Annotated in this window: 26 protein-coding genes; 15 read left to right on the plus strand and 11 right to left on the minus strand. The window is 63.7% G+C overall.

Annotated features, from left to right (window positions below):
- Positions 1–71 precede the first annotated feature (71 nt).
- Positions 72–1,400, plus strand: a complete 1,329-nt coding sequence (gene glnA / locus DIC75_RS03220) for a type I glutamate--ammonia ligase (RefSeq protein ID WP_250986561.1) — start codon at positions 72–74, stop codon at positions 1,398–1,400.
- A gap of 553 nt (positions 1,401–1,953) precedes the next feature.
- Here glnA and DIC75_RS03225 read toward each other — a convergent pair.
- From DIC75_RS03225 to DIC75_RS03235, 3 genes are all read right to left on the minus strand, one after another.
- Positions 1,954–2,274 carry a hypothetical protein gene (locus DIC75_RS03225; protein ID WP_250986562.1) on the minus strand — a complete coding sequence of 107 codons (321 nt, stop codon included), beginning with the start codon at positions 2,272–2,274 and terminating at the stop codon, positions 1,954–1,956.
- A gap of 1 nt (position 2,275) precedes the next feature.
- A complete protein-coding gene (locus tag DIC75_RS03230) occupies positions 2,276–3,178 on the minus strand; it encodes an Mrp/NBP35 family ATP-binding protein (protein WP_250986563.1) in 903 nt (300 codons plus the stop codon).
- A 138-nt stretch (positions 3,179–3,316) separates the two neighbouring features.
- Complete coding sequence (locus DIC75_RS03235) at positions 3,317–3,631, minus strand: ubiquitin-like small modifier protein 1 (protein WP_250986564.1); 315 nt, start codon at positions 3,629–3,631, stop codon at positions 3,317–3,319.
- Positions 3,632–3,788: 157 nt separating this feature from the next.
- Between DIC75_RS03235 and DIC75_RS03240 the strand changes: the two genes are divergently transcribed.
- Positions 3,789–5,588: an aldehyde ferredoxin oxidoreductase family protein gene (locus DIC75_RS03240; RefSeq protein ID WP_250986565.1), complete on the plus strand. Its 1,800-nt coding sequence runs from the start codon at positions 3,789–3,791 to the stop codon at positions 5,586–5,588.
- A gap of 6 nt (positions 5,589–5,594) precedes the next feature.
- Here DIC75_RS03240 and tsaA read toward each other — a convergent pair whose 3' ends face one another.
- The gene (gene tsaA / locus DIC75_RS03245; protein WP_250986566.1) at positions 5,595–6,032 is read right to left on the minus strand and encodes a tRNA (N6-threonylcarbamoyladenosine(37)-N6)-methyltransferase TrmO; all 438 of its coding nucleotides are present in this window, start codon (positions 6,030–6,032) and stop codon (positions 5,595–5,597) included.
- A gap of 4 nt (positions 6,033–6,036) precedes the next feature.
- Positions 6,037–6,462 carry a ribonuclease HI family protein gene (locus DIC75_RS03250; RefSeq protein WP_250986567.1) on the minus strand — a complete coding sequence of 142 codons (426 nt, stop codon included), beginning with the start codon at positions 6,460–6,462 and terminating at the stop codon, positions 6,037–6,039.
- Between the two features lie 140 nt (positions 6,463–6,602).
- On the opposite strand from DIC75_RS03250, the gene DIC75_RS03255 reads away from it, so the two are divergent.
- From DIC75_RS03255 to DIC75_RS03270, 4 genes are all read left to right on the plus strand, one after another.
- Complete coding sequence (locus DIC75_RS03255; protein ID WP_250986568.1) at positions 6,603–7,307, plus strand: phosphoribosyltransferase; 705 nt, start codon at positions 6,603–6,605, stop codon at positions 7,305–7,307.
- 95 nt (positions 7,308–7,402) lie between these two features.
- Complete coding sequence (locus DIC75_RS03260; protein ID WP_250986569.1) at positions 7,403–7,882, plus strand: YbhB/YbcL family Raf kinase inhibitor-like protein; 480 nt, start codon at positions 7,403–7,405, stop codon at positions 7,880–7,882.
- A gap of 52 nt (positions 7,883–7,934) precedes the next feature.
- The gene (locus tag DIC75_RS03265) at positions 7,935–8,402 is read left to right on the plus strand and encodes a YbhB/YbcL family Raf kinase inhibitor-like protein (protein ID WP_250986570.1); all 468 of its coding nucleotides are present in this window, start codon (positions 7,935–7,937) and stop codon (positions 8,400–8,402) included.
- A gap of 44 nt (positions 8,403–8,446) precedes the next feature.
- Entirely contained in the window at positions 8,447–8,917 is a 471-nt protein-coding gene (locus DIC75_RS03270) for a YbhB/YbcL family Raf kinase inhibitor-like protein (RefSeq protein ID WP_250986571.1), read from the plus strand.
- Positions 8,918–8,970: 53 nt separating this feature from the next.
- Here the strand turns inward: DIC75_RS03270 and DIC75_RS03275 are convergent, their stop codons facing one another.
- Positions 8,971–9,423 (minus strand): CBS domain-containing protein, encoded by a 453-nt coding sequence (locus DIC75_RS03275; RefSeq protein ID WP_250986572.1) that lies wholly within the window; start codon positions 9,421–9,423, stop codon positions 8,971–8,973.
- A gap of 179 nt (positions 9,424–9,602) precedes the next feature.
- On the opposite strand from DIC75_RS03275, the gene DIC75_RS03280 reads away from it, so the two are divergent.
- From DIC75_RS03280 to DIC75_RS03290, 3 genes are all read left to right on the plus strand, one after another.
- Positions 9,603–10,532 carry a DUF475 domain-containing protein gene (locus DIC75_RS03280; RefSeq protein WP_250986573.1) on the plus strand — a complete coding sequence of 310 codons (930 nt, stop codon included), beginning with the start codon at positions 9,603–9,605 and terminating at the stop codon, positions 10,530–10,532.
- Positions 10,533–10,631: 99 nt separating this feature from the next.
- Positions 10,632–11,207 carry a flavin reductase family protein gene (locus tag DIC75_RS03285; protein ID WP_250986574.1) on the plus strand — a complete coding sequence of 192 codons (576 nt, stop codon included), beginning with the start codon at positions 10,632–10,634 and terminating at the stop codon, positions 11,205–11,207.
- A 299-nt stretch (positions 11,208–11,506) separates the two neighbouring features.
- Positions 11,507–12,955 (plus strand): ATP-binding response regulator, encoded by a 1,449-nt coding sequence (locus DIC75_RS03290; protein ID WP_250986575.1) that lies wholly within the window; start codon positions 11,507–11,509, stop codon positions 12,953–12,955.
- 27 nt (positions 12,956–12,982) lie between these two features.
- Here DIC75_RS03290 and DIC75_RS03295 read toward each other — a convergent pair whose 3' ends face one another.
- Positions 12,983–13,144 carry a hypothetical protein gene (locus tag DIC75_RS03295; protein ID WP_250986576.1) on the minus strand — a complete coding sequence of 54 codons (162 nt, stop codon included), beginning with the start codon at positions 13,142–13,144 and terminating at the stop codon, positions 12,983–12,985.
- A gap of 148 nt (positions 13,145–13,292) precedes the next feature.
- Between DIC75_RS03295 and DIC75_RS03300 the strand changes: the two genes are divergently transcribed.
- Complete coding sequence (locus tag DIC75_RS03300; RefSeq protein WP_250986577.1) at positions 13,293–14,084, plus strand: hypothetical protein; 792 nt, start codon at positions 13,293–13,295, stop codon at positions 14,082–14,084.
- A gap of 26 nt (positions 14,085–14,110) precedes the next feature.
- On the opposite strand, the gene DIC75_RS03305 is transcribed toward DIC75_RS03300, so the two are convergent.
- Positions 14,111–15,229 carry a TIGR04084 family radical SAM/SPASM domain-containing protein gene (locus DIC75_RS03305; RefSeq protein WP_250986578.1) on the minus strand — a complete coding sequence of 373 codons (1,119 nt, stop codon included), beginning with the start codon at positions 15,227–15,229 and terminating at the stop codon, positions 14,111–14,113.
- Between the two features lie 102 nt (positions 15,230–15,331).
- Here DIC75_RS03305 and DIC75_RS03310 point away from each other — a divergent pair, with 102 nt between their 5' ends.
- Both DIC75_RS03310 and DIC75_RS03315 read left to right on the plus strand, forming a co-directional pair.
- Positions 15,332–15,667: a cupin domain-containing protein gene (locus DIC75_RS03310; RefSeq protein WP_250986579.1), complete on the plus strand. Its 336-nt coding sequence runs from the start codon at positions 15,332–15,334 to the stop codon at positions 15,665–15,667.
- 224 nt (positions 15,668–15,891) lie between these two features.
- Positions 15,892–18,633, plus strand: a complete 2,742-nt coding sequence (locus tag DIC75_RS03315) for a cation-translocating P-type ATPase (RefSeq protein ID WP_250986580.1) — start codon at positions 15,892–15,894, stop codon at positions 18,631–18,633.
- Here the strand turns inward: DIC75_RS03315 and DIC75_RS03320 are convergent.
- Positions 18,606–20,525 carry a beta-propeller domain-containing protein gene (locus DIC75_RS03320; protein WP_250986581.1) on the minus strand — a complete coding sequence of 640 codons (1,920 nt, stop codon included), beginning with the start codon at positions 20,523–20,525 and terminating at the stop codon, positions 18,606–18,608. The genes DIC75_RS03315 and DIC75_RS03320 overlap by 28 nt on opposite strands.
- A gap of 118 nt (positions 20,526–20,643) precedes the next feature.
- Positions 20,644–21,579, minus strand: a complete 936-nt coding sequence (locus DIC75_RS03325) for a calcium/sodium antiporter (protein ID WP_250986582.1) — start codon at positions 21,577–21,579, stop codon at positions 20,644–20,646.
- Positions 21,580–21,717: 138 nt separating this feature from the next.
- Here DIC75_RS03325 and DIC75_RS03330 point away from each other — a divergent pair, with 138 nt between their 5' ends.
- The 3 genes from DIC75_RS03330 to DIC75_RS03340 all read left to right on the plus strand — a co-directional run bounded on the left by DIC75_RS03330 (position 21,718) and on the right by DIC75_RS03340 (position 24,708).
- Positions 21,718–22,479, plus strand: coding sequence for a SagB/ThcOx family dehydrogenase (locus DIC75_RS03330; RefSeq protein ID WP_250986583.1), 762 nt, complete (start codon positions 21,718–21,720; stop codon positions 22,477–22,479).
- Between the two features lie 88 nt (positions 22,480–22,567).
- Positions 22,568–23,281 (plus strand): YkgJ family cysteine cluster protein, encoded by a 714-nt coding sequence (locus tag DIC75_RS03335; protein WP_250986956.1) that lies wholly within the window; start codon positions 22,568–22,570, stop codon positions 23,279–23,281.
- Between the two features lie 56 nt (positions 23,282–23,337).
- Positions 23,338–24,708 carry a dihydrolipoyl dehydrogenase family protein gene (locus DIC75_RS03340; protein ID WP_250986584.1) on the plus strand — a complete coding sequence of 457 codons (1,371 nt, stop codon included), beginning with the start codon at positions 23,338–23,340 and terminating at the stop codon, positions 24,706–24,708.
- A 156-nt stretch (positions 24,709–24,864) separates the two neighbouring features.
- Here the strand turns inward: DIC75_RS03340 and DIC75_RS03345 are convergent, their stop codons facing one another.
- Positions 24,865–25,272, minus strand: a complete 408-nt coding sequence (locus DIC75_RS03345; RefSeq protein WP_250986585.1) for a 4Fe-4S binding protein — start codon at positions 25,270–25,272, stop codon at positions 24,865–24,867.
- Between the last annotated feature and the right edge of the window lie 5 nt (positions 25,273–25,277).

The raw sequence follows: 25,277 nt of genomic DNA on the forward strand, positions 1-25,277 counted from the left end.
TGGTTGAGGAACGCTCTGATAGATGTTGATCCGCCATGTATAAATACTATCGGAAGGAAGTTTCCTTCCATATGACTCCCGAGATCATCTCAGCGATGCTCGAGCGTATCGAACAGGACAACATCCGATTCCTCCGGTTGCAGTTCACCGATCTCCTGGGGCTGCCCAAGAACGTCGCCGTCCCGGCGAAGCAGGCTGAAAAGGCCCTGACCGACGGCATCGGTCTTGACGGGTCGTCGATCGAGGGGTTCGTCCGGATCGAGGAGTCCGACATGGTGCTCAGACCCGACCCCTCCACCTACGCCCACCTGCCCTGGCGGCCCCGCGAGAACGGGGTTGCCCGGTTTATCTGCGATGTCTGCAAACCGAACGGGAAACCCTTCGAGGGTGATCCGCGGCACGTCCTCCGCACGGTGATGGCGGATGCGGCGAAGGACGGGTATGTCTTCAACACCGGCCCGGAGCTGGAGTTCTTCCTCTTTAAGATGCTCGAGGGCCGCCCGACGACGCAGTTCCAGGACGTCGGGGGTTACTTCGACCTGGCGCCGACCGACCTTGCGGAGGACGTCCGACGCGAGGTCATCCTCGCCCTGACCGAGATGGGGTTCGAGATCGAGGCGTCGCACCATGAGGTCGCCGAGAGCCAGCACGAGATCGACTTCAAGTACAGCGACGCCCTGACGACTGCCGACCGTGTTGTGACCTTCAAGTTCGCGGTCAAGACGATGGCGCTGATGCGCGGCCTGCACGCCTCGTTCATGGCGAAGCCCATCTACGGCATCAACGGGAGCGGGATGCACGTGAACTGTTCGCTCGCCAGGGATGGTAAGAACGCCTTTTACGACCCCGACGCCCCGCTGCAGCTCTCAGAGACCTGTATGCACTTCATCGGCGGGCTGCTCAAGCACGCGCCGGCCATCACCCGGGTTGCGAACCCGACGATCAACTCCTACAAGCGGCTTGTCCCCGGCTACGAGGCGCCCTGCTACGTCAGCTGGAGCGCGAGCAACCGGTCGGCCCTCGTCCGGGTCCCGGCGCCGCGCGGCAACAGCACCCGGGTCGAGTTCCGCAGCCCCGACCCGACCTGCAACCCGTATCTCGCCTTCGCCGCGATGCTCGCGGCCGGGATGGAGGGCATCCGGGAGGAGATCGAGCCCCCGGCCGGTGCCAATGGGAACATCTTCCACATGACGGCCGCTGAGCGGGAACGCGCCGGGATCGGGACGCTGCCCGGTGACCTGGCCGAGGCGCACCGGGCCCTGCTCGGCGACGACCTCATCTGCAAAGCGCTCGGGCCCCACGTCGTCGAGGCGCTCACGAGCGTCGCACAGGCCGAGTGGGATGCTTTCCGAACGGCGGTCCACCCCTGGGAACTCGACCGCTATCTTGCGACATATTAATCCTCTTTTTTGCGAGAACAGCCAGTCTCACCTGAGCGGCCCGGTCGGGGTGCTCCCGACCTCCCCGGCGCTCATACATCGCCGCTTCGCACGAGACTACATCGTTGTCCCTATGCACCCCTGACTCACGCGAAGAACGCGAAGCCGCGAAGTTAGTTGATGCGGGTGTTAGCGGTCCCTTTCGCGTTCTTCGCACCTCGCACCTTCGGTGCTCAAACTCCGTTCCAGAAGGAACGTCGTTCCTACCGGTGCTCCTGCTCCGGCCCTTCGCACCTGACGGTGCTCACGCTCCGGCCCTGCGGCCCGTCGCGTTCGGCCCGTCGCATTCCGTTGGAACTCGCACTTCGCACCTGACGGTGCTCGAACTCCGGCCCTTCGGCCCGTCGTTCTTCACATCTTCGCGTGAGACCAGAGCAGCGTGCAGGTGCATCGCGGTGAGGACGATGTGATCTGATGATTGCAAAAGTCGGTACAGCAAACCCGCTCACGGCGACGCTGCCCTGGGGAGCAACGGGGAAAAATGGGGTATCCGGTGGTAATCCTGTCGTTGGGGCTAGCAGCACTGCTGCTTGCCGCCGGCCTCTTCTCCCTCGAGGAGGAGCCTGCCGAAGAGCACCTTTTCGAGTATCGTGGAAATGTACTTCATCCGCTGGGCCGCCTCCATGTCCTCGTAGCGGTGGATGTCGGCGTAGATCTGCAGGCGGACGAGGCCGAACCGAAGGCGGTCGAGGTCGTCGTCCTCGAGTTCCGAGGCCTCACGGTAGATTTGCTCGAGCAGGAAAGGGAACTCCTCGTAGTTCTCGAGCGCCTCGACGACCCTTGAAAATATCGGGAGGGGTTCTCCCTGCCCGGCAAGAATCCTCGAGTGATCCATCTTATCCCTCGATCTGGTCTACCAGGGTCTGCATGATGGCATCGAAACTCTTCCAGGTCGGGCTCTCCTCGGCTCTGGCCTGGCGGATGATGAACGGCCTTCCTTCGTCCGCTGCCTTCCGCATCTCGGGATCGAGCGGAATGGCCCCGAGGAACGGCACCCCGAGTTGTTCTGCCTCTTTCTTGCCGCCGCCTTTGCCGAAGATATCGATCTCCTCCTTGCAGTGGGGGCAGACGAACCCGCTCATGTTCTCCACGATCCCGAGCACCGGGAGTTCGAGTTTCTTGATGAACTCGGCTGCCTTGCTCGAGTCGAGGACCGCGACATCCTGCGGGGTGGTGACGATGACCGCTCCGGCGATGTTCGGGGCGAGCTGGGCGACGGTGAGCGCCTCGTCGCCGGTTCCGGGCGGGAGGTCGACGATCAGGTAGTCGAGGTCGCCCCAGTTGACGTCTTCCAGGAACTGCCGGATGACCGTCATCTTCATCGGGCCACGCCAGATCACGGGAGTGTTGCGCTCCGGGAGCAGGAATGCCATGGAGATGACCGCGAGGTTGCCGGTGACCCTGACCGGTTCGATGATCTTCCCGTCGTAGGACTGGAGACGGGCGTCCTCGATCCCGAGCATCTTCGGGATGTCCGGGCCGTGGATATCGAGGTCGATGAGACCGGTGTTATAGCCCCGGTTGGCAAGGGCGTAGGCGAGATTTGCCGAGACCGTGCTCTTTCCGACCCCACCTTTTCCGGAGAGGACGAGGACGACGTGTTTTACGCTGACATCGGCTTTCGGGGGGAGGCCCTTCGGGGCGTCCGCATTTCTCGGGTCGTCGCACTTCGTCGTAGCCGCACAACTGGCACAGTTCCCGGTGCAGGTTTCCTTATCGGGTTCGTTCGTTTGAGTCATAAGAAATATCCTCTGCAGTATAGTATCCTTCTAAAGAAGGATCTGGAGCTACTATATATTAACGGTAAATGCCACAAAAAGGTATAGTTTATGGCAAATTGTCCCGTTCGGTCGCCGGGATATCCATTCGTGCATGGGTCATCCGCCGCCTGCCGGGGGAAAGAGGGCGATGATGTCGCCGTCTTCAAGGGGTGTTTCGAGACCTCCGCTGAAGTGGATGTTCCTGCCGTTCTTTAAGATGTTGACGTAGGCTCCGAGCTCCCCGGCGGCGGTGAAGAGGGCGTCGTCGAGTCCGGGGTGCCGGGCGGAGAGGAGGCTGAGTAGATCGCCGATCGTCGCTCCGCCGGGGAGTTCCGCATCATGCTCCGCCGGGATGATTTCCCGGAGCATCGCAAACGCCCTGACCTTCACCCGTATGCACCCCTCTCTGTCCGTGCAGTTCATCCTGTACATCAGGCTGGTGGGGGCGGGCGGTCTTATTGGTATCGCTCCCGGAGTGGGTGCCGGGATCGGATGTGGTTTCCTTTACTCTAAGGTTAACTTGGGGTCAATTTCGCGATCCGACAGCCTTATTAGCCCCGAGCGAAGCCTGTAGGCCTGGTGACAATTCATGAACGGTTACGCAGAGAAAATCCTCCACGTCGACCTTGCGAGGGAGCGGACGGTGGAAGAACCGTTTCCCGAAGAGTGGAGGCGGGCCTACATCGGAGGCAGGGGGCTCGGGGTCCGTATCCTCGAGGATCTGGTGAACCCGGGTATCGATCCCCTCGGTGCTGAGAACGTGCTGGTCTTCGCCACCGGGCCGGTTTCGGGGAGCGGCCTTCCCCTGGGGTCCCGATACGACGTCGTCACGAAGTCCCCGCTGACCGGGACACTGACCAGCGCGAACTCCGGCGGGAAGTTCGGCACAAGCATGAAACGTGCCGGCTATGATGCGGTCGTTATCCGGGGCCGGGCGGAGAGGCCGGTCTACCTCCTCCTCGACGACGGGCATGCCGAGGTCAGGGACGCCTCGGAACTGTGGGGGCTGACGACGAGCGGGACAACCGCGGCTATCCAGGAGGATCTCGGCGACCCCGGTCTCAGCGCCGCCTGCATCGGCCCAGCCGGTGAGCGCCTCGCCCGGATCGCCGGCATCATCAACGAGAACTCCCGGGCAGCCGGCCGCGGAGGCGTCGGCGCCGTGATGGGGTCCAAGAACTTAAAAGCGGTCGCTGCCCGGGGGAACGGTCGGATCACCGTCGCCGACCGCGACCGGTTCCTCGCCCTCAAAGGGGAGATCGCGGAAAAGATCCGGGAGAACGCCATCTCGGGCGGAGGACTGCCCCGGTTCGGGACGGCGGTCCTCGTGAACATCATCAACGAGAACTACATTCTCCCGACCAGGAACTTCCAGACCGCACACTTCCCTGCCGCGGAGAACGTTTCGGGAGAGAAAATGGCCGATACCATCCTTTCCGGGAAGATGGGATGCCAGGCCTGCGTCATCCAGTGCGGCCGCGATGTCGAGGTCGAAGGAAAGCGGACGGCTGGTCCCGAATACGAGACGATCTGGGCGTTCGGCCCCGACTGCGGGATCGATGACCTCGCCGCCGTCGTGGAGGCGAACAACCTCTGCAACGACCTCGGCCTCGACACTATCTCTACCGGATCGACGATCGCCTGCGCCATGGAACTCTCGGAGAAGGGCTACATCGACGAGAAGATCCGGTTTGGGGACGCGGAGCGGATGGTCGACCTCGTCCGGCGGATCGGCTACCGCGACGGCATCGGCGACGAACTCGCCGAGGGTTCCTTCCGCTTCGCACGGAAGCACGGGCACCCCGAACTCTCCATGAGCGTCAAGCGGCAGGAACTCCCGGCCTACGATCCGCGGGGGTTGCAGGGCCACGGCCTTGCCTACGCCACCTCGGTCCGGGGCGGCGACCACGTCTACGGTTACATGATCGCCCCCGAAGTGCTCGGGTCGCCGGAGAAACTCGATCCCTACTCGAACGATGGAAAGGCGGTCTGGACGAAGACGTTCCAGGACCTCACCGCCTTCATCGACTCGTCGGGGAGCTGTCTCTTCACCTCGTTCCCGCTCGGGGCGGCGGATTACGGGGCCATGGTCTCGGCGGTCACCGGCTACGACCTTGATGCCGGCGAAGTGCTCAGGATCGGCGAACGGATCTGGAACATGCAGAAGGTCTTCAACCTGAAGGCCGGGTGCACCCTGGAGGACGACACCCTGCCGCCGCGCCTCCTCCGGGAGCCGCTCGCCGAAGGCGCCCCGAAAGGCCGGGTCTGGGAACGCCAACCCCTTCTCGACGAGTACTACCGGGCCCGTGGGTGGGACCGGGAGGGGCGCCCCACGCCGGAGCGGCTCCGCGACCTCGGCATCGGGGAGGAGGCGGTCCCCCCTCTATGACCCGACCTATTTTTTGATGTGCCAGCCGCCCGTCGCTTCCGGGATGCAGTCGATCTCGGGGGAGTAAGGTTTGATGTCCAGCACCGGGGTCCCGTCCAGGGCGTCGAGCCCCCGGACCACCAGGACGTCGCCCTCCCGCCGGACCAGGTCGACGATCCCGAGGCCGATCGGGTTTGGCCGGGCGGGTGAGCGGGTCGAAAAGACCCCTCTCTCCCGGGTCTCCCCGGGAGGCTTCGCGAAGAGCAGCCCGCGCTCAGCCCGGTCGAGCCAGTAAAGGATGATGAGATGACTGCTCCGCTCCACGCCCTCGAGGCCGGGAACGTAGGTATCAAGGACGTGGATCTCCGCGACGGTATCCGCGAGGCGCCCCTGCCGGGGGGCGTCGCCCCGGACCCGGTAGGGTGACCGGACGACGCCGATGGGGATGCATTCGATCGCAGTCATATCGCTATCTCCTCCTTCTCTCTGCATCAAGCAGCTCGTTGCAGAGGCGGTCCGCGACCTGGATGCAGGGGTGTTCTCGCGGGACGCTCTCGAACCTGACCTCCGCGAAGTCACGCACCCGCTGCCGCACCTCGCCTGCGAGGTCTGCAAGGTGCTCTCTGGTGATGCGGTACCTGCCGGTGAGCTGGCGAACGACCAGTTCCGAGTCCGACCTGACTTCGAGCCTGCTACGGGTGAACGCCCGGGCAGCCTCGAGGCCGTTGATGACGGCGTGGTACTCGGCCACGTTGTTGGTCGCGGTCCCGATAAATCCCGAACGGCTAGCCAAGACGGAGCCGTCCTGCACGATCACGTATGCCCAGGCGGCGTCTCCGGGGTTTCCCCGTGATGCGCCGTCGGTATACAACGTCACCGCATCGGTCGTCGTCACCGGTGCTCCCCCCGGTCTCTTTCTCTCTGCATCATCTACCGGTTGATCATCGATCTGCGGAGGGTTATTGGTATCGCTCCCCCGGGCAGGGGGCCGCCCACCGGAAGATGTTAATATACCCGTGCAGTAAGGGCGAACCTATGCTGGATGCGGGCCGGATCATTGAAGATAGATCAATGCGGGACCGGCTGAGCGTTTTTGAGAACCGGACCGATGCCGGGAGGCAACTCGCGGCGACCCTATCGCGGCTGGAGACGGCCGACGAGCCGGTGATCTGTGCCATTCCTGCCGGGGGGGTGCCCCTGGGGCTTGAGGTGGCACGGGCGCTCAAGGCCCCGCTCCGGATGGCGGTGGTGCGAAAGGTGCAGATCCCCTGGAACCCCGAGGCCGGGTTCGGTGCGGTGACCTGGAACGGGCAGGTCTTCCTGAACCGTCCCCTCATGGACGCTCTCGATCTCTCGGAGGCCGAAGTGAATGCCGCCGTCGCGAAAGCCCGAAAGAACGTGGAGGAGCGGATCGAGAAGTTCGCCGGCGGCCGGGAAGAGCCGGGGATCGAGGGCCAGGACGCGATCCTGATCGACGACGGCCTCGCAACCGGGTATACGATGCTTGCCGCAATCGAGGCCGCCCGCGCCGGGTCCCCCCGCCAGATTATTGTGGCGGTCCCCACCGGCTCCCTTCACGCCGTCAACTTCATCGCCCGGAAGGCAGACCTTGTCATCTGCTTAAACGTCAGGACCAGCCGTACCTTCGCGGTGGCGCAGGCATACGAGCGGTGGCACGAAATCACCGACCGCGAGGTGCAGGAACTGCTGATCCAGGCCAGGGATATGGGGCTATTCTGATACGGGAGATCGATCGGGACTCGATCACCGGGTCGGCCCCCTTGCCGCAACAGGTTTATGCGACCTCTTCCATGAGGTGCCGGGAGGTAACGAGTATGCAGAACCTGACGATTGAGGTAGATTTCGACCGGTTTCTCCCGGAGCATACCTGTGACGGGGAGGACCTCTCCCCACGGATAAGGGTCCGGGGGTCGGATGCGCCCTACCTTGCGGTCATCCTGGACGACCCGGATGCTCCCCGGGGCACGTTCACCCACTGGCTTGCCTGGAACATTCCTGCAACCGGCGAGATTCCAGGGGGCATCCCCCCGGGACCCCGGATCTCCCATCCGGTCTCTGCCGTCCAGGGGAAAAACGATTTCGGGAGAACCGGTTACGGCGGCCCCTGCCCGCCGAAGGGCGCGTCGCACCGCTTCTTCATCCGGGTCTGGAGTGTCGGGCGGGAACTCGACCTCTCGCCGGGTGCCGACCGGTGGCACCTCGAGGATGCGCTCGCGGCCGCCGCCACCGGATACGGCGAGACGATGGCGGTTTACGACCGCAGGAAGGCATTCGCCGCCCGGCCCCGGACCTGAGGCGCTCGAGGCTCCGCAACCTTTTTTATTGTCCTGCGCCGAGAACCCCTGCATGGGCTCCAGAATTGCGAAACTGATCGTCTCCCTCCGTTCGGCAGAGTTCCCCGTCTGGAACACCTGCGACGGCCCCGATCTCTCCCCTGAACTGAGGATCCGTGGACTCACCCCGGAGACGCAGTCGATGGCGGTCTTTGCGCTGAACCCCTTCGAACCCGGGTGCTCCTTCACGGCCTGGATCCTCTGGAACCTCTCGCCGGCGCCCGTGATCCCGGAGGGCATCCCGCTGCAGGACGTCGTGACGGCTCCGGTGGATGCTGTCCAGGGGACGAACGATTACGGGACCCCCGGCTGGCGCGGTCCCTGCCCTCCCGCGGGGGAGACACACCGCTACCTCTTTAAGGTCTACGGGCTCGACACCATGCTCGATCTCGCGCCCGGCGCAGGCAAGCACGACCTCATCGGTGCAATGCAGGGGCATGTCCTCGCATTCGGCGAGACTGTCGCGATGTACTCCCGGTGACCCGCACATCCTTTTTATATCTTGGTTCCGGAAGGAGAGTATCGATGGAGCCTGGTATGATGCCGAACCTGACAGTAAAACTGGATTTTGAAGAGTTCCCCCGGGATTACACCTGCAGGGGGGCGAACCGGTCGCCCCCGATCCGGGTCGAAGGTATCCTTGCAAACATCAAGTCGCTCGCGGTCCTTGCGACGACGAGTCCCGAAGAAGGGCCCTCAAGGGTGGCATGGATCATCTGGAACCTCCCTGCCGTTCCGCTGATCCCGGGAGGGTTCCCGGCCGTTGAAGTGGTGGAGTCACCGCTCCATGCCGTGCAGGGCACGAACGACTTCGGCAGCATCGGCTACCGGGGTCCCTGCCCCGAGGCCGGGAAGACCGAGGCATACCTCTTCAGGGTGTACGCACTCGACATCGATCTCGCGCTCGCCCCCGGGGCGACCTGGGAGGAGATGGTCCGGGCGATGGATAGGTCAATGAACCAGACCGGGGAGGCCATAGCCTTCGCCACCGGGTAAGGGGGACGAAGACCCGCGGCCTTCACCCGGAAATGGTGGGAGCCGCCCCTCCCTTACATGGGTATGGGGGGACTCTGTTTCTGTATGGGCGGGCTTTGTTTCTCGATATTCGCTGCAATCGCGGCCATCTCCTCGCCCAGCATGCGGACGATGTCGTCCATGGTGACGATCCCGATCAGTTTTCCGGCGTTGTCGACGATCGGCATCCTCCGGATGCCCTCGGCGGTCATCTTCTGAATGGCCTCGTAGATCCCCATGCTGTCCTGGAACGTGATCACGTCCCGTGTCACGACGTCCTCAGCCCGGACCTCGCCCGGATTCTTCTCCTGTGCCATGACCCTGACTGCAAGATCGCGGTCGGTAAGTATGCCGGCGGGCCGGTTATCCCCGGTGACGACGACGACGCTTCCGACGTTCTTCTCTCCCATGATCTTCGCCACCTCCACCGCCGGCGTGTCCGGCGAGACGGCGACGACCTGCTCACGGCAGCACTTCACAAGTCCCATATCTGTTGCCTCCGTTGATGACGACTGACTCATGCCGGTATGGTATATGAACGTAACCCGTACCGCCCGCCCCTCCTCATCCGGCAGGCAGGCTACTGACATGGGGCCGGGTGAGTGCCCCGGACCGGGCCGGACTTGCTTCCTTATATGCGAGCGAAGAGAGATCGTATACTACAGAAATGGACTGGCTGCTGATCATTCTGACTGTAGCGGGTCTCGTTGTCTTCGAGACCGTATCGAGCATCGATAACGCTATCATCAACGCCGACGTCCTCGCGACGATGCAGGAGAAGGCCCGCAGGTGGTTCCTCTTATGGGGGCTGGTCTTTGCCGTCTTCGTGGTCCGGGGGCTCCTGCCGTGGATGATCGTCTGGGCGACGACCCCGTCGCTCGGGCCTATCGGGGCGCTGCTCGCGACCTTCTCGAGCGATCCTGCGGTCGTGGCTGCGATCGAGGAGTCGGCTCCGATCCTCCTGATCTTCGGGGGAACGTTCCTCGTCTTTCTCTTCTTCCACTGGCTCTTCGTGGAGGAAAAGAACTGCGGGCTCCGGAGCGAGCGGTTCTTCTCCCGGCAGGCCGTCTGGTTCTATGCGATCGTCTCGATCCTGCTTGCCGCTCTTGTCTGGTTTGCTCTTTCGATCAACGTCATGATGGGGTTCGCGGCCGTGCTTGGGTCCACCGCCTTCTTCATCGTCCACGGGTTCAGGCAGAACGCCGAGGCGCAGGAGGCCCGGCTGACGAAACCCGGGATGTCGGACCTCTCGAAGATCGCCTATCTCGAGGTCCTCGACGCGACCTTCTCGATCGACGGCGTCATCGGTGCGTTCGCCTTCACCCTCTCGGTCCCCCTCATCCTGATAGGGAACGGCGTCGGGGCCTTCGTGGTCAGGGAACTGACAGTCAGGGGTGTCGACCGGATCAGGAGTTACTGTTACCTCAAGAACGGGGCGATGTACTCCATCCTGGTGCTCGGGACGATCATGCTCGCGGACAGTTTCGGGTTCCATATCCCCGCCTGGCTCTCGCCGGTGGCGACATTCGCCATCGTCGGGTACTTCCTCTACCGCTCGGTGCAGGAGCAGAAGAAGGGGATGGCGGGCGCCGCGTGACCGCCCCTCCGCGCATCCCATCGTCTGTTTTTCATCGTTGCGCCGCATCTCCCGGGGTTTGAAAAGGTTTATCCGGGTCTGGAGACGAATCGTATTCCCATGACGAAGCGATCGATTGGCCCACGGACACTTCTTTACCCCCACCCCGACCTGATCATCGGAACCTACGGCACCGACGGCCGGCCGGATGTGATGGTCGCCGCATGGGGCGGCATCTGCTCGTCCAGCCCCCCTGCGGTGGCGGTCTCGGTTCAGAAAGCCCGTCAGACCTACGAGAACCTGATCGAGCGGCGCGAGTTCACGATCAGCATACCCTCGGCAGATTACGTGAAGGAAGCGGATTACTTCGGTATCGTCTCCGGCCGGGACACGGACAAGTTCGCCGCAACCAATCTGACGCCGGTGAAAGGCGACCTGGTGGACGCCCCGTATGTCGGGGAGTTTCCGGTCGTTCTCGAGTGCCGGCTCCTCCAGACGGTCGAGATCGGCGTGCATACCCAGTTCATCGGCGAGATCCTGGACGTGAAGGTGGACGAGGGCGTGTTCGGGGAGGACGGCAAGCCCGATATCGAAAAGATCCGGCCGTTCGCCTACGACTCGATGCGGCAGGAGTACTACGGATTTTCCGGTTCGCTCGCGAAGGCCTTCTCGGCGGGGAAGGGATTCAAACAGTAACTTTTTTTCGATTTTATCGATATCCCGGGCTGTTCCGGATGGTGCCGGGTGCAACCGCTCAGTTCGGGCATCGTGAGGGCCGGTTGGAGCAGCATCGACACCGGAGCGGTGGGCGCCTGCGGCATGAACGGCGTCACACGGCGAGGGATATGCAGAGAGGTGCCGGGAAAAGCGATTATCGATAAATAACTCTATATTTATGATTTAACTTCTGAATTCTGCGTTTCAGCGCCGTTGTGCTATTCCGATAAGTTATTATAGGGTCACTCGGGTATAGTTGAAAGCTGGGAGCGTTGCAGATGGTTCAGTATTTCGTAATCTACGTCGATGATGAACCAGCCCTTCTTGAAGTAGGTAAGACATTCCTCGAACGTTCGGGTGCGCTCACTATCGAGACCGCGCTCTCCGCCCGGGAGGCCCTGGACCTGCTCGGGGAGCGGACCTGCGACGCCGTCATTGCCGACTACCAGATGCCCGGTATGGACGGCATCGAACTCTTAAAGGAGGTGCGACAGCGCTTCGGAGATATCCCATTCATCCTCTTTACCGGGCGCGGCCGCGAGGAGGTCGTCGTGGAGGCATTCAATTGCGGTGCGGACGGCTACATCCAGAAAGGAGGCGACCCCAGCTCGCAGTTCGCCGAGCTCGAGCACCGGGTCGTGCAGGCGGTGGAGCGCCGGCGAACCGTCCGGGCGTTGCGTGACTCAGAGGAGCGCTACCGTGCCCTCTTCGAGGGAGCGAACGATCCGATATTCATCTTTGAGGAAGACCGGTTCGCCGACTGCAACCATAAGGCCCTCGAGACCTTTCAGTGCACCCGGGAGTTTCTCATCGGGAAGACACCCTGGGAACTCTCCAGCCCCGTTCAGCCGGACGGTCTCCCGGCGTTTGAAAGCGCTGCCGGGAAGATGCAGGCGGCGTATGCCGGGCAGCCGCAATTCTTCGAGTGGCGGATCGCTGCGCCGAGCGGGAAGCGTTATGATGTGGAGATGAGCGTCAGCCGGCTGGACGTGAAAGGCCCGCGCCAGCTCCAGGCCATCGTCCGGGATGTCACCGACCGGAAGCAGACACAAGCCGCTCTGATCGCCGCCAACCGGAAGATGCACCTGCTCTCCGGCATCACCCGGCACGACATCTTGAACCAGCTGACCGTCCTCCAGGGTTACCTGGAGTTTGCGAGAGACCGGACAACCGATCCGGTCCTCCTCGGATACCTGGACCTGCAGCAGCAGGCTCTCGGGTTCATCAACCGCCAGATTGTGTTCACCCAGGATTACCAGGACCTGGGGGCCCGGGCTCCGGAGTATCAGGACCTCCGTGAGTGCGTGACCCGGGCGGCGGAAGGCCTCGGTTTCCGGGGCCTCACTCTCGTTACCGAAGCCGACGGGTTTGAAATTTACGCCGATCCGATGCTGGAGAAGGCCTTCTACAACCTCTTTGAGAATGCGGTCAGGTATGCCGGGCCGACCCCGACGGTCGGGGTTCAGTGCCGTCGTCAGGGGAGGTGCCTCACCGTCTTCGTCGAGGACAACGGCTCCGGGATACCGGCAGGTGAGAAAGAAAAGATATTTTTACGTGGTTTTGGCAAGAACACCGGCCTCGGGCTCTTCCTCGTCCGGGAGATCCTCTCGACCACCGGGATCGCCATCCGGGAGACCGGAGAGCCCGGAGGAGGTGCACGGTTCGAGATACTGGTGCCGGAGGGTGGCTGGCGGAGCCGGGGTTCCGGTGCCGCACCCGGTGTTTGAGCAGATACGCATTCGACTGAAGAACCGTCACCGCCGGTCCCGCTTCGTCTCGACCCACCGCTTTCTCTTCCCGCACCGTTCGCATCGCTGCTCCCACTCGATGACGTTTGAGGAGTACTGGTCGTATCCTCGCTTTCTGCCCCACCTGTGGAGGCCGATTCTGCAGAGGATGTGGCCGATGGTCGTCATGGTTGTCTCAACGTTGTCATCCTTCGGCCGGATGAACGTTGCCCTTCCCTGCGGGTGTTTATGCTGGCGTTCCCCATAGGGACATCCGGGAAGGTTTTTATCGGATACTGCACGATCTTCTACAACCGAACAGCAGGATAGGGTATCTATGGCGTTTATTTACTACGGGCAGGGGGTGTCGTCCCTTTACCGGGACTTTGTGGAGCGGCTGATGTCGCAGCTCGCGCTCAGGGGCACGGAGATCACGCACCAGAATATCGGGGATACGTCTTCGAGGATGGACGTTCGGCATACCGGGGAGCAGGGACAGATGGAGATCACCATTGACCAGGAGAACGTCCGGGTGAGCTACACCGTCGACCGGGAGCGCAAAGAGGTCAAGAAGGGGATCGCGGGAGCCGTCGCCGGGGCAGGCCTTGGCGGTCTCCTCGGGGGCATCGTACGGGGCGAACGGGACGTCGGCGACGTCATCGGTGGTGCACTCGGCGGTGCGGCGGCCGGCGGAGCGTACGGGGCCTATGACGGCTACGAGTCCTCCCGCGAAGATAGGACGGCGTTTGCCGGGGTGCTCGCGGAGGCGGTCAGGGACGTCGAGAACGAACTCCAGGCGATCATCGAAGGGCAGGAGGAGGCCCGGGAGGCTCTCCGCGAGCGCGGCCGGCAGAAGCGGGAGGAGGATCTGGCACGGGCCGAAGAGTTGCGCGAACTCCTGGAGGAACTCTACGGCGACCTGCTCGCCGTCCAGGAAGAGGTCGAGCTTGCGGCCGTCGAGGGGCAGGATGTCAAAAAGTCCCGGGCACGGACGGACCGGGCCGAGGTCCTCTACCAGGAGGCGGAAGCGGCACTCGAAGACGGCAACCATGCCATCGTGAAGGCGAAGACGAAAGCCGCTCGCACCATGGTGGACGGGGCCCGGGAACTCCTTGACGCCGCCGAATAAGAGTAAGTTTCCCCGGATTTCCGTCTTTACGGTATAATCTCGCAGCTGTTGTACTTCCGGTGAACGAAATCCTCCATCTGAATCTTCCCGTCGCGGATGAGGGCCCGGATCTCGGGGAGCGCCGCCGAGAGGGCCGAATAGAGGTTCTTGACCGTCCCGCAGACGATCCGCCGCCCTTCCTCCGGCCAGGGGTTGGTGATGTTTGAGTAGAGGCATCGCCCGCCGCAGAAGTCGAGGAGGGCACACTCCGTGCAGGCGCCCCCGATGTCCGTAACCGGGAGGCGGAGGGGGTCGGCGGTGGCGATGTGCCCGGCGTAGTAGTCCTTCATCCCGACCATGATCGGGCAGGGCGAGATATGCCCGTCGGTCATGATGCTGTAGTTCGCGTGGCCGCACCCGCACCGGAGCATGCTCGGCCGCGATAGAAGCATGTCCTCCATCGGGTCCATGAAAGGATACCACCGGAGCACCCGGCCTCGCTCTCGCATCGTCTCCACCCAGAACTCGACGAGCGACCGGATGCCGGGATTGTAACTCTCTTCTGCCCACGCGGCGTAGTCGCGCGAGGAGTAGTCGTTCCAGAAGTTCGCGTCCATCTGCCAGTGGACAGCAGAGAACGGGAAACGGTCATTCTCCGTGAGGTAACGGACGGCCTCCACGATATCGGTATCCTCGGTCACCGTCATCCGGGCGATCACCTCACCGGCAAACCCGCCTTCCAGGAGGTGGTGAAGGTTCCTCATGACCCGCCCAAACGTCCCCTCCCCGCGGTGGGCATCGGTGAGCCCCTCGGGACCGTCGATTGAGACCAGAATCGTGTCGAAGCGGTTTGCGGTCGCAGGCTCGAGACGGTCGAGGAGTGTGCCGTTCGTGTGCAGGATCAGCGCCGATACCGGGGCGTCGCGGACGATCTCGCGGACGAGGTCGGCGGCGAGCAGGGGTTCCCCGCCGTAGAAGGTCAGCACGGCCTCCGGGTCCTCTGCGAGGAACCGATAGAGGTCGGCGAGATCGATATCGAGGTCGACCGGAAGGTCTTCGTCGACGGCGATCTCGGGCAGCTCCGGGGGGTCGACGGTGAACGCCTTCCCGCGGCAGTAGGTGCAGCAGAGGTTGCAGTCGTCGGTCAGGATGAGGTGGTAATACACAGAGGGTCTCTTACTCTATAGGATGCCGGGCGAAAAAAAGATGAGGATGCGTGACCTCCCCGGGCCGCAAAGCAGAATACCCTGCAGGAGCAATCGACCTGTATGTCCGAAGAGAAAAAAGAAAACCTCACCGAACGGGTCATCGACCCACGCGATCTCGTCGCCTATCAGCCCGGCTCGATCGTCAGCCGGATGCTCGTCTACACGAAGGCCGGGACCATCACGATCTTTGCCTTCGATGCGGGAGAAGGCCTCTCGGAGCACACCGCACCCTACGACGCCGTCCTCCAGGTCATCGACGGGGAGGCCCTCATCACCATCGCGGGCACGGAGTATGCGATGAAGACGGGCGACCTGATCATCATGCCGGCACAAAAGCCCCACGCCGTCCACGCCGTCACCCGCTTCAAGATGATGCTGACGATGATCCACGCGTGACCCCCTCTCGCGGGTCACCTGCCCGCAGGTTTTTATATGCAGGTGAGAGATCCCCTTCCGGTCATACTCCGGGGGATAATTGTCGGCGGCATTTCGGACCTCGCAGGGAGGAACTGTTCCGCCAAACCGTCCCGCCTCCTCGAATGCAGGGCGTCCGGCACAGTCAGTTATGTCTATTCTCCCGGGCATCGGCACCCTGCGGCGTATACCCGTGAGATGGTATCATGGAACCCCTCCCCTCCCCTGACGAGTCCCGGACGACAGCATGGCACGCCCTTCCGGCGGGCGACGCAGCCGAAACGCTCGCATCACCGACGGGGGGCCTCACGGGCGCGGAGGTCGCCCGGCGGAGGGAGGTCTTCGGGGAGAACGCCCTCCCGCAGAAGCGGCCTCCGACGGTCTTTGAGGTCTTCCTCCGGCAGTTCACGAGTCCGCTCATCTACGTGCTCCTTGCGGCCGGGATCATCTCCCTCCTCTTCGCCGACGTCACCGACGCGGCCTTCATCTTCGCTGTCATCCTGCTCAACGCCATCATCGGGACGTTCCAGGAGGTGAAGGCGGAGAAGAGTGCGACGGCCCTCCAGCAGATGCTCAAGATCCGTGCACGGGTGAGGCGGGACGGGCGGGAGACGACCGTCCCCGCAGAAGACCTGGTCCCCGGCGACCGCGTCGTTCTGGAGTCGGGTGACCGGGTTCCCGCCGATATCCGCATCCTCACGGCGCGGTCGCTCACCGTCGACGAATCACTCCTGACCGGCGAGTCCCACGCGGTCGGGAAAAGCCCTGATCCCGTGGGCGCCCCCCTCCCCCTGGGCGACCGCCTGGACATGCTCTACGCCGGCAGCACTATCATGACCGGCCGGAGCATGGGGGTCGTGGTCGCGACCGGCCAGCATACCGAGATCGGGCAGATAGCCGAGACAGTCACGGCGTCGGAGGCGGGCAAGCCCCCGCTTGTCCTCCGTATGGAAGATTTCTCCAAAAAGATCAGCATCGCCGTCCTTGCCGCCACCGGACTGCTTGCGATCATCGTCCTCGGCCAGGGGATGCCCCCAATCGAGGTCTTCTTCCTCGCCGTCGCTCTCGCCGTCTCGGCGATCCCCGAGGGCCTGCCGGTCGCCCTGACCGTCGTGCTCTCGATCGCGACGTCACGGATGGCCGGGCGGAACGTCATCGTCCGGTTTCTTGCGGCCGTGGAGAGTCTCGGGAGCTGTACGCTGATCGCGAGCGACAAGACGGGGACCCTCACGGTGAACCAGCAGACCGCCCGGGTCGTCAGTCTGCCGACCGGTGAGTCGTTCTCCGTCACGGGCGCCGGATACGCGGGTGAGGGAGAGGTTCTCGATGAGGGCGGAGCCCCGGTAGCCGGCTCGGCTCGTGATCGGGTAGAAATCCTGGCCCGGGCTGCAACCATCAGCAACGAAGCCGCCCTGGAGCGGACCGGCGAGGACGACTGGGCACATCAGGGCGACGCGATCGACGTGGCGTTCCTCGCGCTCACCTACAAGCTGGGGCTTGACCCCGCCGGGATCCGTGAGAGTGCGCCTGCCGTCGCCGATATCCCCTTCGAGTCCGAGCGGCGGTATGCTGCCGTCTGGTACCGGGAGGACGGGGAGATCCGGGTGGCAGTCAAGGGGGCCATCGAGACGGTCCTCCCGCTCTGCCGGACCATGGCCGCGGGAGGGGAGGAGGGTGTTCCCATCGACCCGGACCACGTGCAGGAGGAACTCGACGGCCTCACCTCACGGGGATACCGGGTGCTTGCCGTGGCTCATGGCCGCGCGGAGGGACCGGTCTCTGCGGAGAACCCCGAGCTCCCTCCCCTCGAACTCCTCGGCCTGGTCGGGTTCATCGACCCGATCCGGCCCGATGTCCCCGACGCCGTGCGGCGGTGCCGCAACGCCGGGGTCGACGTGGTGATGGTGACGGGGGACCACCCCGCAACGGCTCTTGCCATCGCCCGGGAGCTTGATATCACGGACTCCCCCGACGAGGTCGTCACCGGTGCGGAACTGGGAGACGACGATATCGCGACGTTCTCCGAGTTCATCGACCGGGTACAGGCCGCCCGGGTCTTTGCCCGGGTGACTCCGCTGCAGAAACTCCGGATCGTCGAGGCCTACCGGGAGAGCGGGGCCTTCGTCGCGGTCACCGGGGACGGGGTCAACGACGCGCCGGCACTCCGGAGCGCGAACATCGGGGTCGCGATGGGTTCCGGGACCGACGTCGCCAAGGATACGGCGTCGCTGATCGTCACCGACGACGACTTCTCCTCGATCGTCGCCGGGATCGAGGAGGGGCGGTACGCCTACGACAACGTCCGCAAAGTCGTCTACCTCCTGATAACAACCGGGTTTGCCGAGGTGCTCCTCTTCATGCTCGCCCTCATCATAGGCCTGCCGCTCCCCCTCCTCGCGGTCCAGCTCCTCTGGCTGAACCTGGTGACGAACGGTATCCAGGACGTGGCGCTGGCGTTCGAGCGAGGCGAACCCGGCATCATGAACCGGCCGCCGCGTAGATCGGAGGAGGGGATCTTTAACCGGCTGATGATAGAGGAGACGCTTCTTGCCGGTACCGTCATCGCGCTGGTGACGGTCGGAACGTGGTACTGGCTCCTTTCAAACGGGTGGGACGAGTTCTCCGCCCGGAACCTGATCGTCCTGCTGATGGTGCTCTTCGAGAACTTCCAGGTCTTCAACTGTCGGTCGGAGTACCGCTCGACCTTCCGTGTCCCGATAAGCAGCAACTACTTCCTGATCGTCGGCGTCATCGCCGCGCAGGGTATCCATATCCTCGCGCTCTATATCCCCGTTATCCGGGACATCCTCCAGCTGCAGCCCGTTTCCCTGGTCGAATGGCTCTCGCTGCTCGTCCTCGCCTCATCGGTCGTGGTCGTGATGGAGATCTTCAAGGCGGTGAGGAAACACCGTCCTCCCGGTCACCAGACCGGATACGGGGTGGGGTAGGTCTCCCACCGGTAGGGGAGGAGGACCTCGCTGATCCGGCTGCCGTTGGTAAGATCGGTCATGACGACGCTTCTTGCCGAGACAGTGTAGAGGGTGTCGTCCATGAAGAGCGATCGCCGCACCGCATCGGCCGAGTTCCAGTTGTAGGAGGGTCCCTTCTCGGCGTGGGCGACTGTGCCTTTCAGGGTGAACCCGGAGGAAGGGTTCACCGAGTAGGCGTAAGCCCCCTGCCAGGTCGTGGTGCCGTAGGAGCCGGGGTACTTCGATCCGGGGTTCTCCACCCGCTTTATCTCGCTCACCGGGATGACGAGGAGGTTCTTCTCTTTTACAAAGAGGAAGGCCTTGTGGTCGCGGAGGGCTTCCGAATCGGTCCCGGCCTCCCCGATCACGACGGTATCTACCTCTAACGGGTTGTTCACGTCCGAGACGTCGAAGAGGGCGATCTTGAGTCCCTCCACCGAGACGCCGCCCCAGGTGTTCTCGCTCGTCTCTTTGCCGATGCCGATGATGTGGTCGGCGTCATAGGGGTGAAGGTAGTCGGAGTAGCCCGGGATCTTGAGTTTCCCGAGGATACCCGGGTGTTTCGGGTCCGAGAGATCGATGACGAAGAGGGGATCGATCCGCTTGAACGTCACCAGGTAGAGCCGGTCGCCGACGAACCGGGCGGCGTAGATCCGCTCGTCCGGCGCGATGTGCTCGAGCGTCCCGATGGTCTCCATCGCGGGGTTGAGGACGTAGACGTTGTTGTACTGGAAGGACCCCTCACGCGTCCAGTCCTCGACGGTCGTCGCCACCCGGAGGTTCTCCCCGTACTCGTCGAGCGAGAACTGGTTTAAGAGGTGTCCGGGAACCCTGCCCATGGCCTTATAGTCGATCCTTCCGTCATCGATCGCGAACCGGTGGACGATCGTCTGCTCCCGACTGCCGGCGTAGTCGGGCATCGTTGCGGCCGGGCCGGAGGAGGCGGCCCCCATGTAGCGGTAGCCGATGTAGAGGTTCTTTGCCGACGCAAAGAGGGTGGTGTCGTAGCCGAGGAGGAACGTCTCGGCGTCGGGAGTGCCCCTGTCGTTTTTGACGGAGAAGGCGCTTGCGGTGTAGAAGACGTAGTTCTGCAGCGGAGTCTCGGGGCGGTAGATGTCGGGCAGGATGGGCTCGCCGCCGTCCGTCCGCACCTCGGGGAGGACGATCTCGTCCCGTATCCAGAGGGGGGCCTCCCGCGTGAGGACGTAAACGTTGTCGCCGATCATCCGGGCGTCGTAGTAACTGCCGGTGAAGGTCTGGGTCCGGACCAGTTCGGGATCGTTCCGGTCGCCGATGTCGTAGATGTATGCGTGCGTCACCGCCCGGTGGACGGGAACGGGTGCTATACTCCCTTTCACGGCGGTCATTCTCTCTTCTGTCCCGGTGGCAAAGACCGTCAGGCGGTCGCCCGAAAGGAAGAGCGCCGTCGGGAGCCCGTCGATCCGGGTTTCGGATACGATCTTCGCATCCTCTGCCGGGAATGCTTCGAGAATCGCGAGCGTCTCCCCCGAGATGACGTAGATGTACCTGCCGTCGTTCTTCAGGAAATCGGCCTCGTCGACGCCCTGCACCTGCACGTTCGTGGTTGAGTAGTCGCGGGCGGCCGTTGGGGCTGATGTCGCTGCCGGTGCAGGCGCGTCCATGGCGGTCTCCTGTTTGGTAGCTCCCGGGGCCCAGGAGTAGCCGCCGTCGCTCCATCCGCCCTGCGCGTGCTCGGCTAAGAACGCCTCGATCTCCTCTTTCGATGCGAATTTCCTTAAGTCCCCCCAGGTACTTTCTCCTGCGTCTTCCGACGCGAGTGCGGTCCCGATGATCGCGGCGATCACGAGACACCCGAGGGCGACCGCTGTCGCCGGTTTCCAGTTCCCCATATCCGTTCACCTTCCTATAGAGGGAGATGCACCCGCCGAGGCATCAGGTTTGCGTAACCTACGAATATTTTCGAAGTCTTTTGGGGTGGCCCGGTCAGGTGTTTTCGTGGCGACTCTCTCACGCACCCGGCACCGCCCCGAAACTCCAGGCGATGTAGGCGGCGTAACCGACGAGCAGAAGGACCGACCAGCCCCGGACGATGGACGGGCGGGCAAAGAGCAAGGGGAGGATCGCGACCGAGAAGAGGACGACTGCGATGATATCGAACGCAGACCCGATGGTGGCCGGGGCGAGGAGGAGGCTTATCCCGAGGACCAGAAGGAGGTTGAAGATGTTGCTCCCGAGGATGTTGCCGATGGAGATGGCGCCCTCGTCTCTCACGGCCGCCACGACCGAGGTCGCGAGCTCCGGGAGCGACGTGCCGACGGCGACGACCGAGACACCGATGACGAAGGCCGGGATCCCGAAGATCTCCGCGAGCGCAACAGCGCCGTTGACGACCAGCTGGGCTCCGACAACGACAGCGACGAGTCCGAGGCCGATGTAGAGAGCGTCGGCCCATCCGTGGGACTCGATCTCAACCCCTCCTTCTTCGCGGCGTTCCCGCAGGAGCATGAAGAGGACGGCCACGAAGAGGATGAGGAGCACCCCCCCCGTGAGGGCGTCGAGCGTGCCTCTCACGGCGAGCAGGGCGAACGCCGCCGTCGCAACGAGCATCAGCACGGTGTGCCGGGTGAGCGCGGAGCGCGACGTCCCGGACGCGGCGATCATGCCGGGCCGGATGAAGGTGCAGAGGGCGAGAACGAGGGCGATGTTTGCAATGTTGCTCCCGATAACGTTTCCGAGCGCAATACCCGAGTTTCCTGTGGCTGCGGCGTTCGTGCTGACGACGAGTTCCGGGAGGGAGGTGCCGAATGCGATGATCGTGGACCCGATCAGGGCCGGGGAGATGCTGTAGCGGAGGGCAAGGCCGCTTCCGCCGCCTACGAAGAGGTCGGCTCCCTTCACGAGGAGGGAGACGCCGACGACGAATATGATGAAGGTCACGATCACTGGAACACCTGAGAGTAGTGGTATTAATTGGGCGGGGTCTGCTAATACATTTCCGAATCCGGGTTCCGGAGGCTGCCGGGAGGGGGGAGGTGCGCGGTGGGCAAAAGGTTATGTACCTCCTGCCGCCACCGGGCGGCCATGTCGAACCCGATCCCCCGGTCCCTGCGCGGGGCAGGAAGGGAGTTCATGCGGGGGACGGAGTACGGGACCCAGCCCCCGTCGGACCAGATGCTGGGCCGCCCGTCGCCTCCTCTCGAGGTCCCGTATACGAAGGCGAAGACGGTCATCCCGCTGCCCGCGCCCGGCGATATTGTTATTCCTGCGGTCGATCTCCGGGACGCGATCGAGCAGCGGGAGAGCATCAGGAACTACGCGGCGGAACCGCTGACGCTTGCGGAAATTGGGTTCCTCCTCTGGTGCACCCAGGGGGTCCGGCAGGCCGTCGACGGGACGTTCACCCTTCGCACGGTCCCGTCCGCGGGCGCACGACACGCGTTCGAGACCTACCTGCTGATCAACCGTGTCGAGGACGTTCCCCCCGGACTCTACCGCTACCTGGCGCTGGAGCACCGCCTCGCCGAAGAGTCGCGCGACCCCGGAATCAAGCAGCGAGTTGCGGCGGGGTGCCTGAACCAGCAGCATATCCTCAGGAGCGCCGTCATCTTCCTCTGGACTGCCGTTCCGGACCGGATGACGTGGCGCTACGGTGAGCGCGGCTACCGCTACATGCATCTCGACGCCGGCCACGTCTGCCAGAACCTCTACCTGGCGGCATCGGGCGTGAGGTGCGGTGTCTGTGCGATCGCCGCCTTTGACGACGCGGCGATGAACCGGCTTCTCGGCATCGACGGAGAACGGCAGTTCCTGATCTACGTTGCGACTGTCGGAAAAATGCCTTGAGGCGGCGGGTGCCGAAGGGCATATCCACCTCCCCGTCAAACACCAGAGTGAAGAGTCCCGGCATTCGTGCCGGGCAGGATGACGGAGGCTGCCGGTTACGTTCACGTTCGACGAAGAGATTGCTGCTCTTGAAGCGGAACGCGAAAATCTTCTCCGGTTCCCGGAAGACGAATTCATCGCGATCATACGGGAGGTGGGGTTCTCCTGCGACTGTTGCGGCCGGTGCTGCACCCGGGAGTTCAACGGCCATGTCTTCTTGCTGGAAGAGGATACAAACAGCGTCCGCTCGTTTCTGCCCGACGCCGTCGTCCCGGCACCCGATTTTGATGCCTGCGACCAGCAGGGGACGTTCTACGTCTCGGGCTACGCGCTCCGGACAAAGCCGGACGGCTCCTGCATCTTCCTCGAGGACGGCAGGTGCAGCATCTACGACCGGCGGTTCGCCATCTGCCAGGTCTACCCCTACATGCTCCACCGGGAGGCCGACGAGACGGGCGCCGTCGACTGGCGGCAGATCGGCGGCTTGAACGAGCACGGCTGCTACAACACCCCGATCGACGACGCCGAATGCGTCCGGATTGCCCGGGAGACCCGTGCCTACGAAGCGGCGTTCCTCGACCAGGCAATCCGGTTCCGGCGTGCCCTCCGGGACCTCTTCGCCCGGGAAGGACTGCGTTACGTCCGGCGGACCTACGACCTCCTGATGCGGGACTTCCGGAAAGGAGCCGAAGTCGAGGTCCGGGTCTTCCACCGCGGGCAGTTTGAACCGCACCGGGTCACCCGCGACATGTACGGGTGGTAGGGGTCCTGTCTCTCCGGGTAACCTTTATAGCGCTCTGTAGCAACCGGGGCCTCACCATGGAGCGGGAGTACGACGTCGTCGTTATTGGAACGGGGAACGCCGGTTCCGACATCGCCTGGCACTGCAGGAAGGCCGGCATGGAGGTCGCGATCGCCGACTGCCGGGACTACGGGGGGACGTGCGCCCTCCGGGGCTGCGTCCCTAAAAGGGTGCTCGCCAGCGCTGCCGGGGCGGTTGCCCGTGTCCGTGACCAGCAGGGGAACGGGGTTGCCGGGGAGGTCTCGATCGACTGGCCACGGCTGGTCGCCTTCGTGCGCTCGTTCACCGACCCTGTTCCCCGGCGGAAGGAGGAAGGTTTCCGGGGGGCGGGGATCCACACCTATCACGGGTTTGTCCGGTTTGCCGGACCGAACCGGGTGACGATCGGCGGTGATGTGCTCACGGCCCGCTACATCGTGATCGCCGCCGGTGCGCACCCCCGCCCCCTGGACGTCCCGGGCGAGGACCTCATGACCCCGAGCGACGACTTCTTCTACCTCGAGGCGCTCCCGGAACGGATCGTCTTTGTCGGCGGAGGCTACATCTCCTTCGAATTCGCCCATGTCGCTGCCAGGGCCGGGTCGGCGGTGACCATCCTCCAGCGGAGCGGGAGAGTGCTCAAAGGGTTCGACCCCGGTATCGTCGACCGGGCGGTGCTGGCGTCAGGGGAGATCGGGATCGACGTGCAGGTGAATATGCCGCTTCTCTCTATCGAGAGGAACGCCGCCGGCCTCCGGGTGCGGGCCGGGAGGGAGGGGGAGGAGAAGACCTTCGATGCCGATATGGTCGTCCACGGCGCCGGCAGGGTCTCCGCGATCGAAGACCTTGATCTCGCCGCCGGGAACGTCGAGACCGACCGCCGGGGGATCGTGGTCGACGACCATCTCCGGAGCGTCTCGAACCCCGCCGTCTACGTGGCCGGAGATGCGAACCCAAAGAGCCCGCAGCTGACGCCGGTCGCGGTGATGGACGCCCACATCGTCGTCGACAACATCCTGGGCAGGGACGCACGGGTCGCGGACTACTCCGTCGTCCCGAGCGCCGTCTTCACGACCCCGCCCATCGCGTCCGTCGGGCTCACGGAAGAGGCGGCGAAGGAGAAGGGGATATCCTACGTCGTCAACGCCGGGGACCTTTCGGCGCGCTTCACGAACCGGAGCATCGGCCAGAGGCACGTCGGCTACAAACTCCTGGTCGACGACGACTCCCGCCGGATCCTCGGCGCCCACCTCATCGGGCCGCACGTCGAGGAGGTGATCAATGTCTTCGCCCTCGCGATCAAACACGGTCTGACGGTGGATGACCTGACGCTGGACGCGATCCCGTGGGCATACCCGAGCAACACCTACGACATCATTCATATGGTGCATCCGCTGGTGAGGAAATGACGAGCGTCCACATGCCGACCGGCCTAACACTTGACCTGCACCATCGATTCATGTGAAGCCGCGAAAGGAACCACAAAGCCTTCGCGTAGCGAAGGTTACCTGAAAAGGAACGTCAAAAATAGATCCGGTCGGGGATTCAAGGGCCCCGCCCCTGTTTCACGCGCTTTCGCTGGCGCCTTCTTCTTTTGCGCCCTCTTCGGCCGGCTTCTTCGCGGGTTTCTCGGGCTTCACGTAGGTGATGGTGTAGTGCTCCACCACGTGCTCCACCACCGGCTGGAAGTAATCCTGCTCCATCGTGAGGCTCCCGAACGGGCAGCCCTCGACGCAGTCGCCGCAGGCGATGCACCGCATGCGGTCGATCTCCCAGACCTTTTCTTCTTTATCGAGGCGGATCGCCTCGCACGGGCATCGCCGTGAGCAGAGGCCGCAGGAGCGGCATGTGGCAGGGTCGAACGTGACGTGCCCCCGGGTGAGGGGACAGGTCCGCGCCGGGACCGCCGGGTACTGCCGGGTGACCGGCCCTCCCGCAAGGTTCCGGAGAACCGTCCTTGTCATCTGAAACATTCCCA

Source organism: Methanoculleus oceani, from assembly GCF_023702065.1.
GTDB lineage: Archaea > Halobacteriota > Methanomicrobia > Methanomicrobiales > Methanoculleaceae > Methanoculleus > Methanoculleus oceani.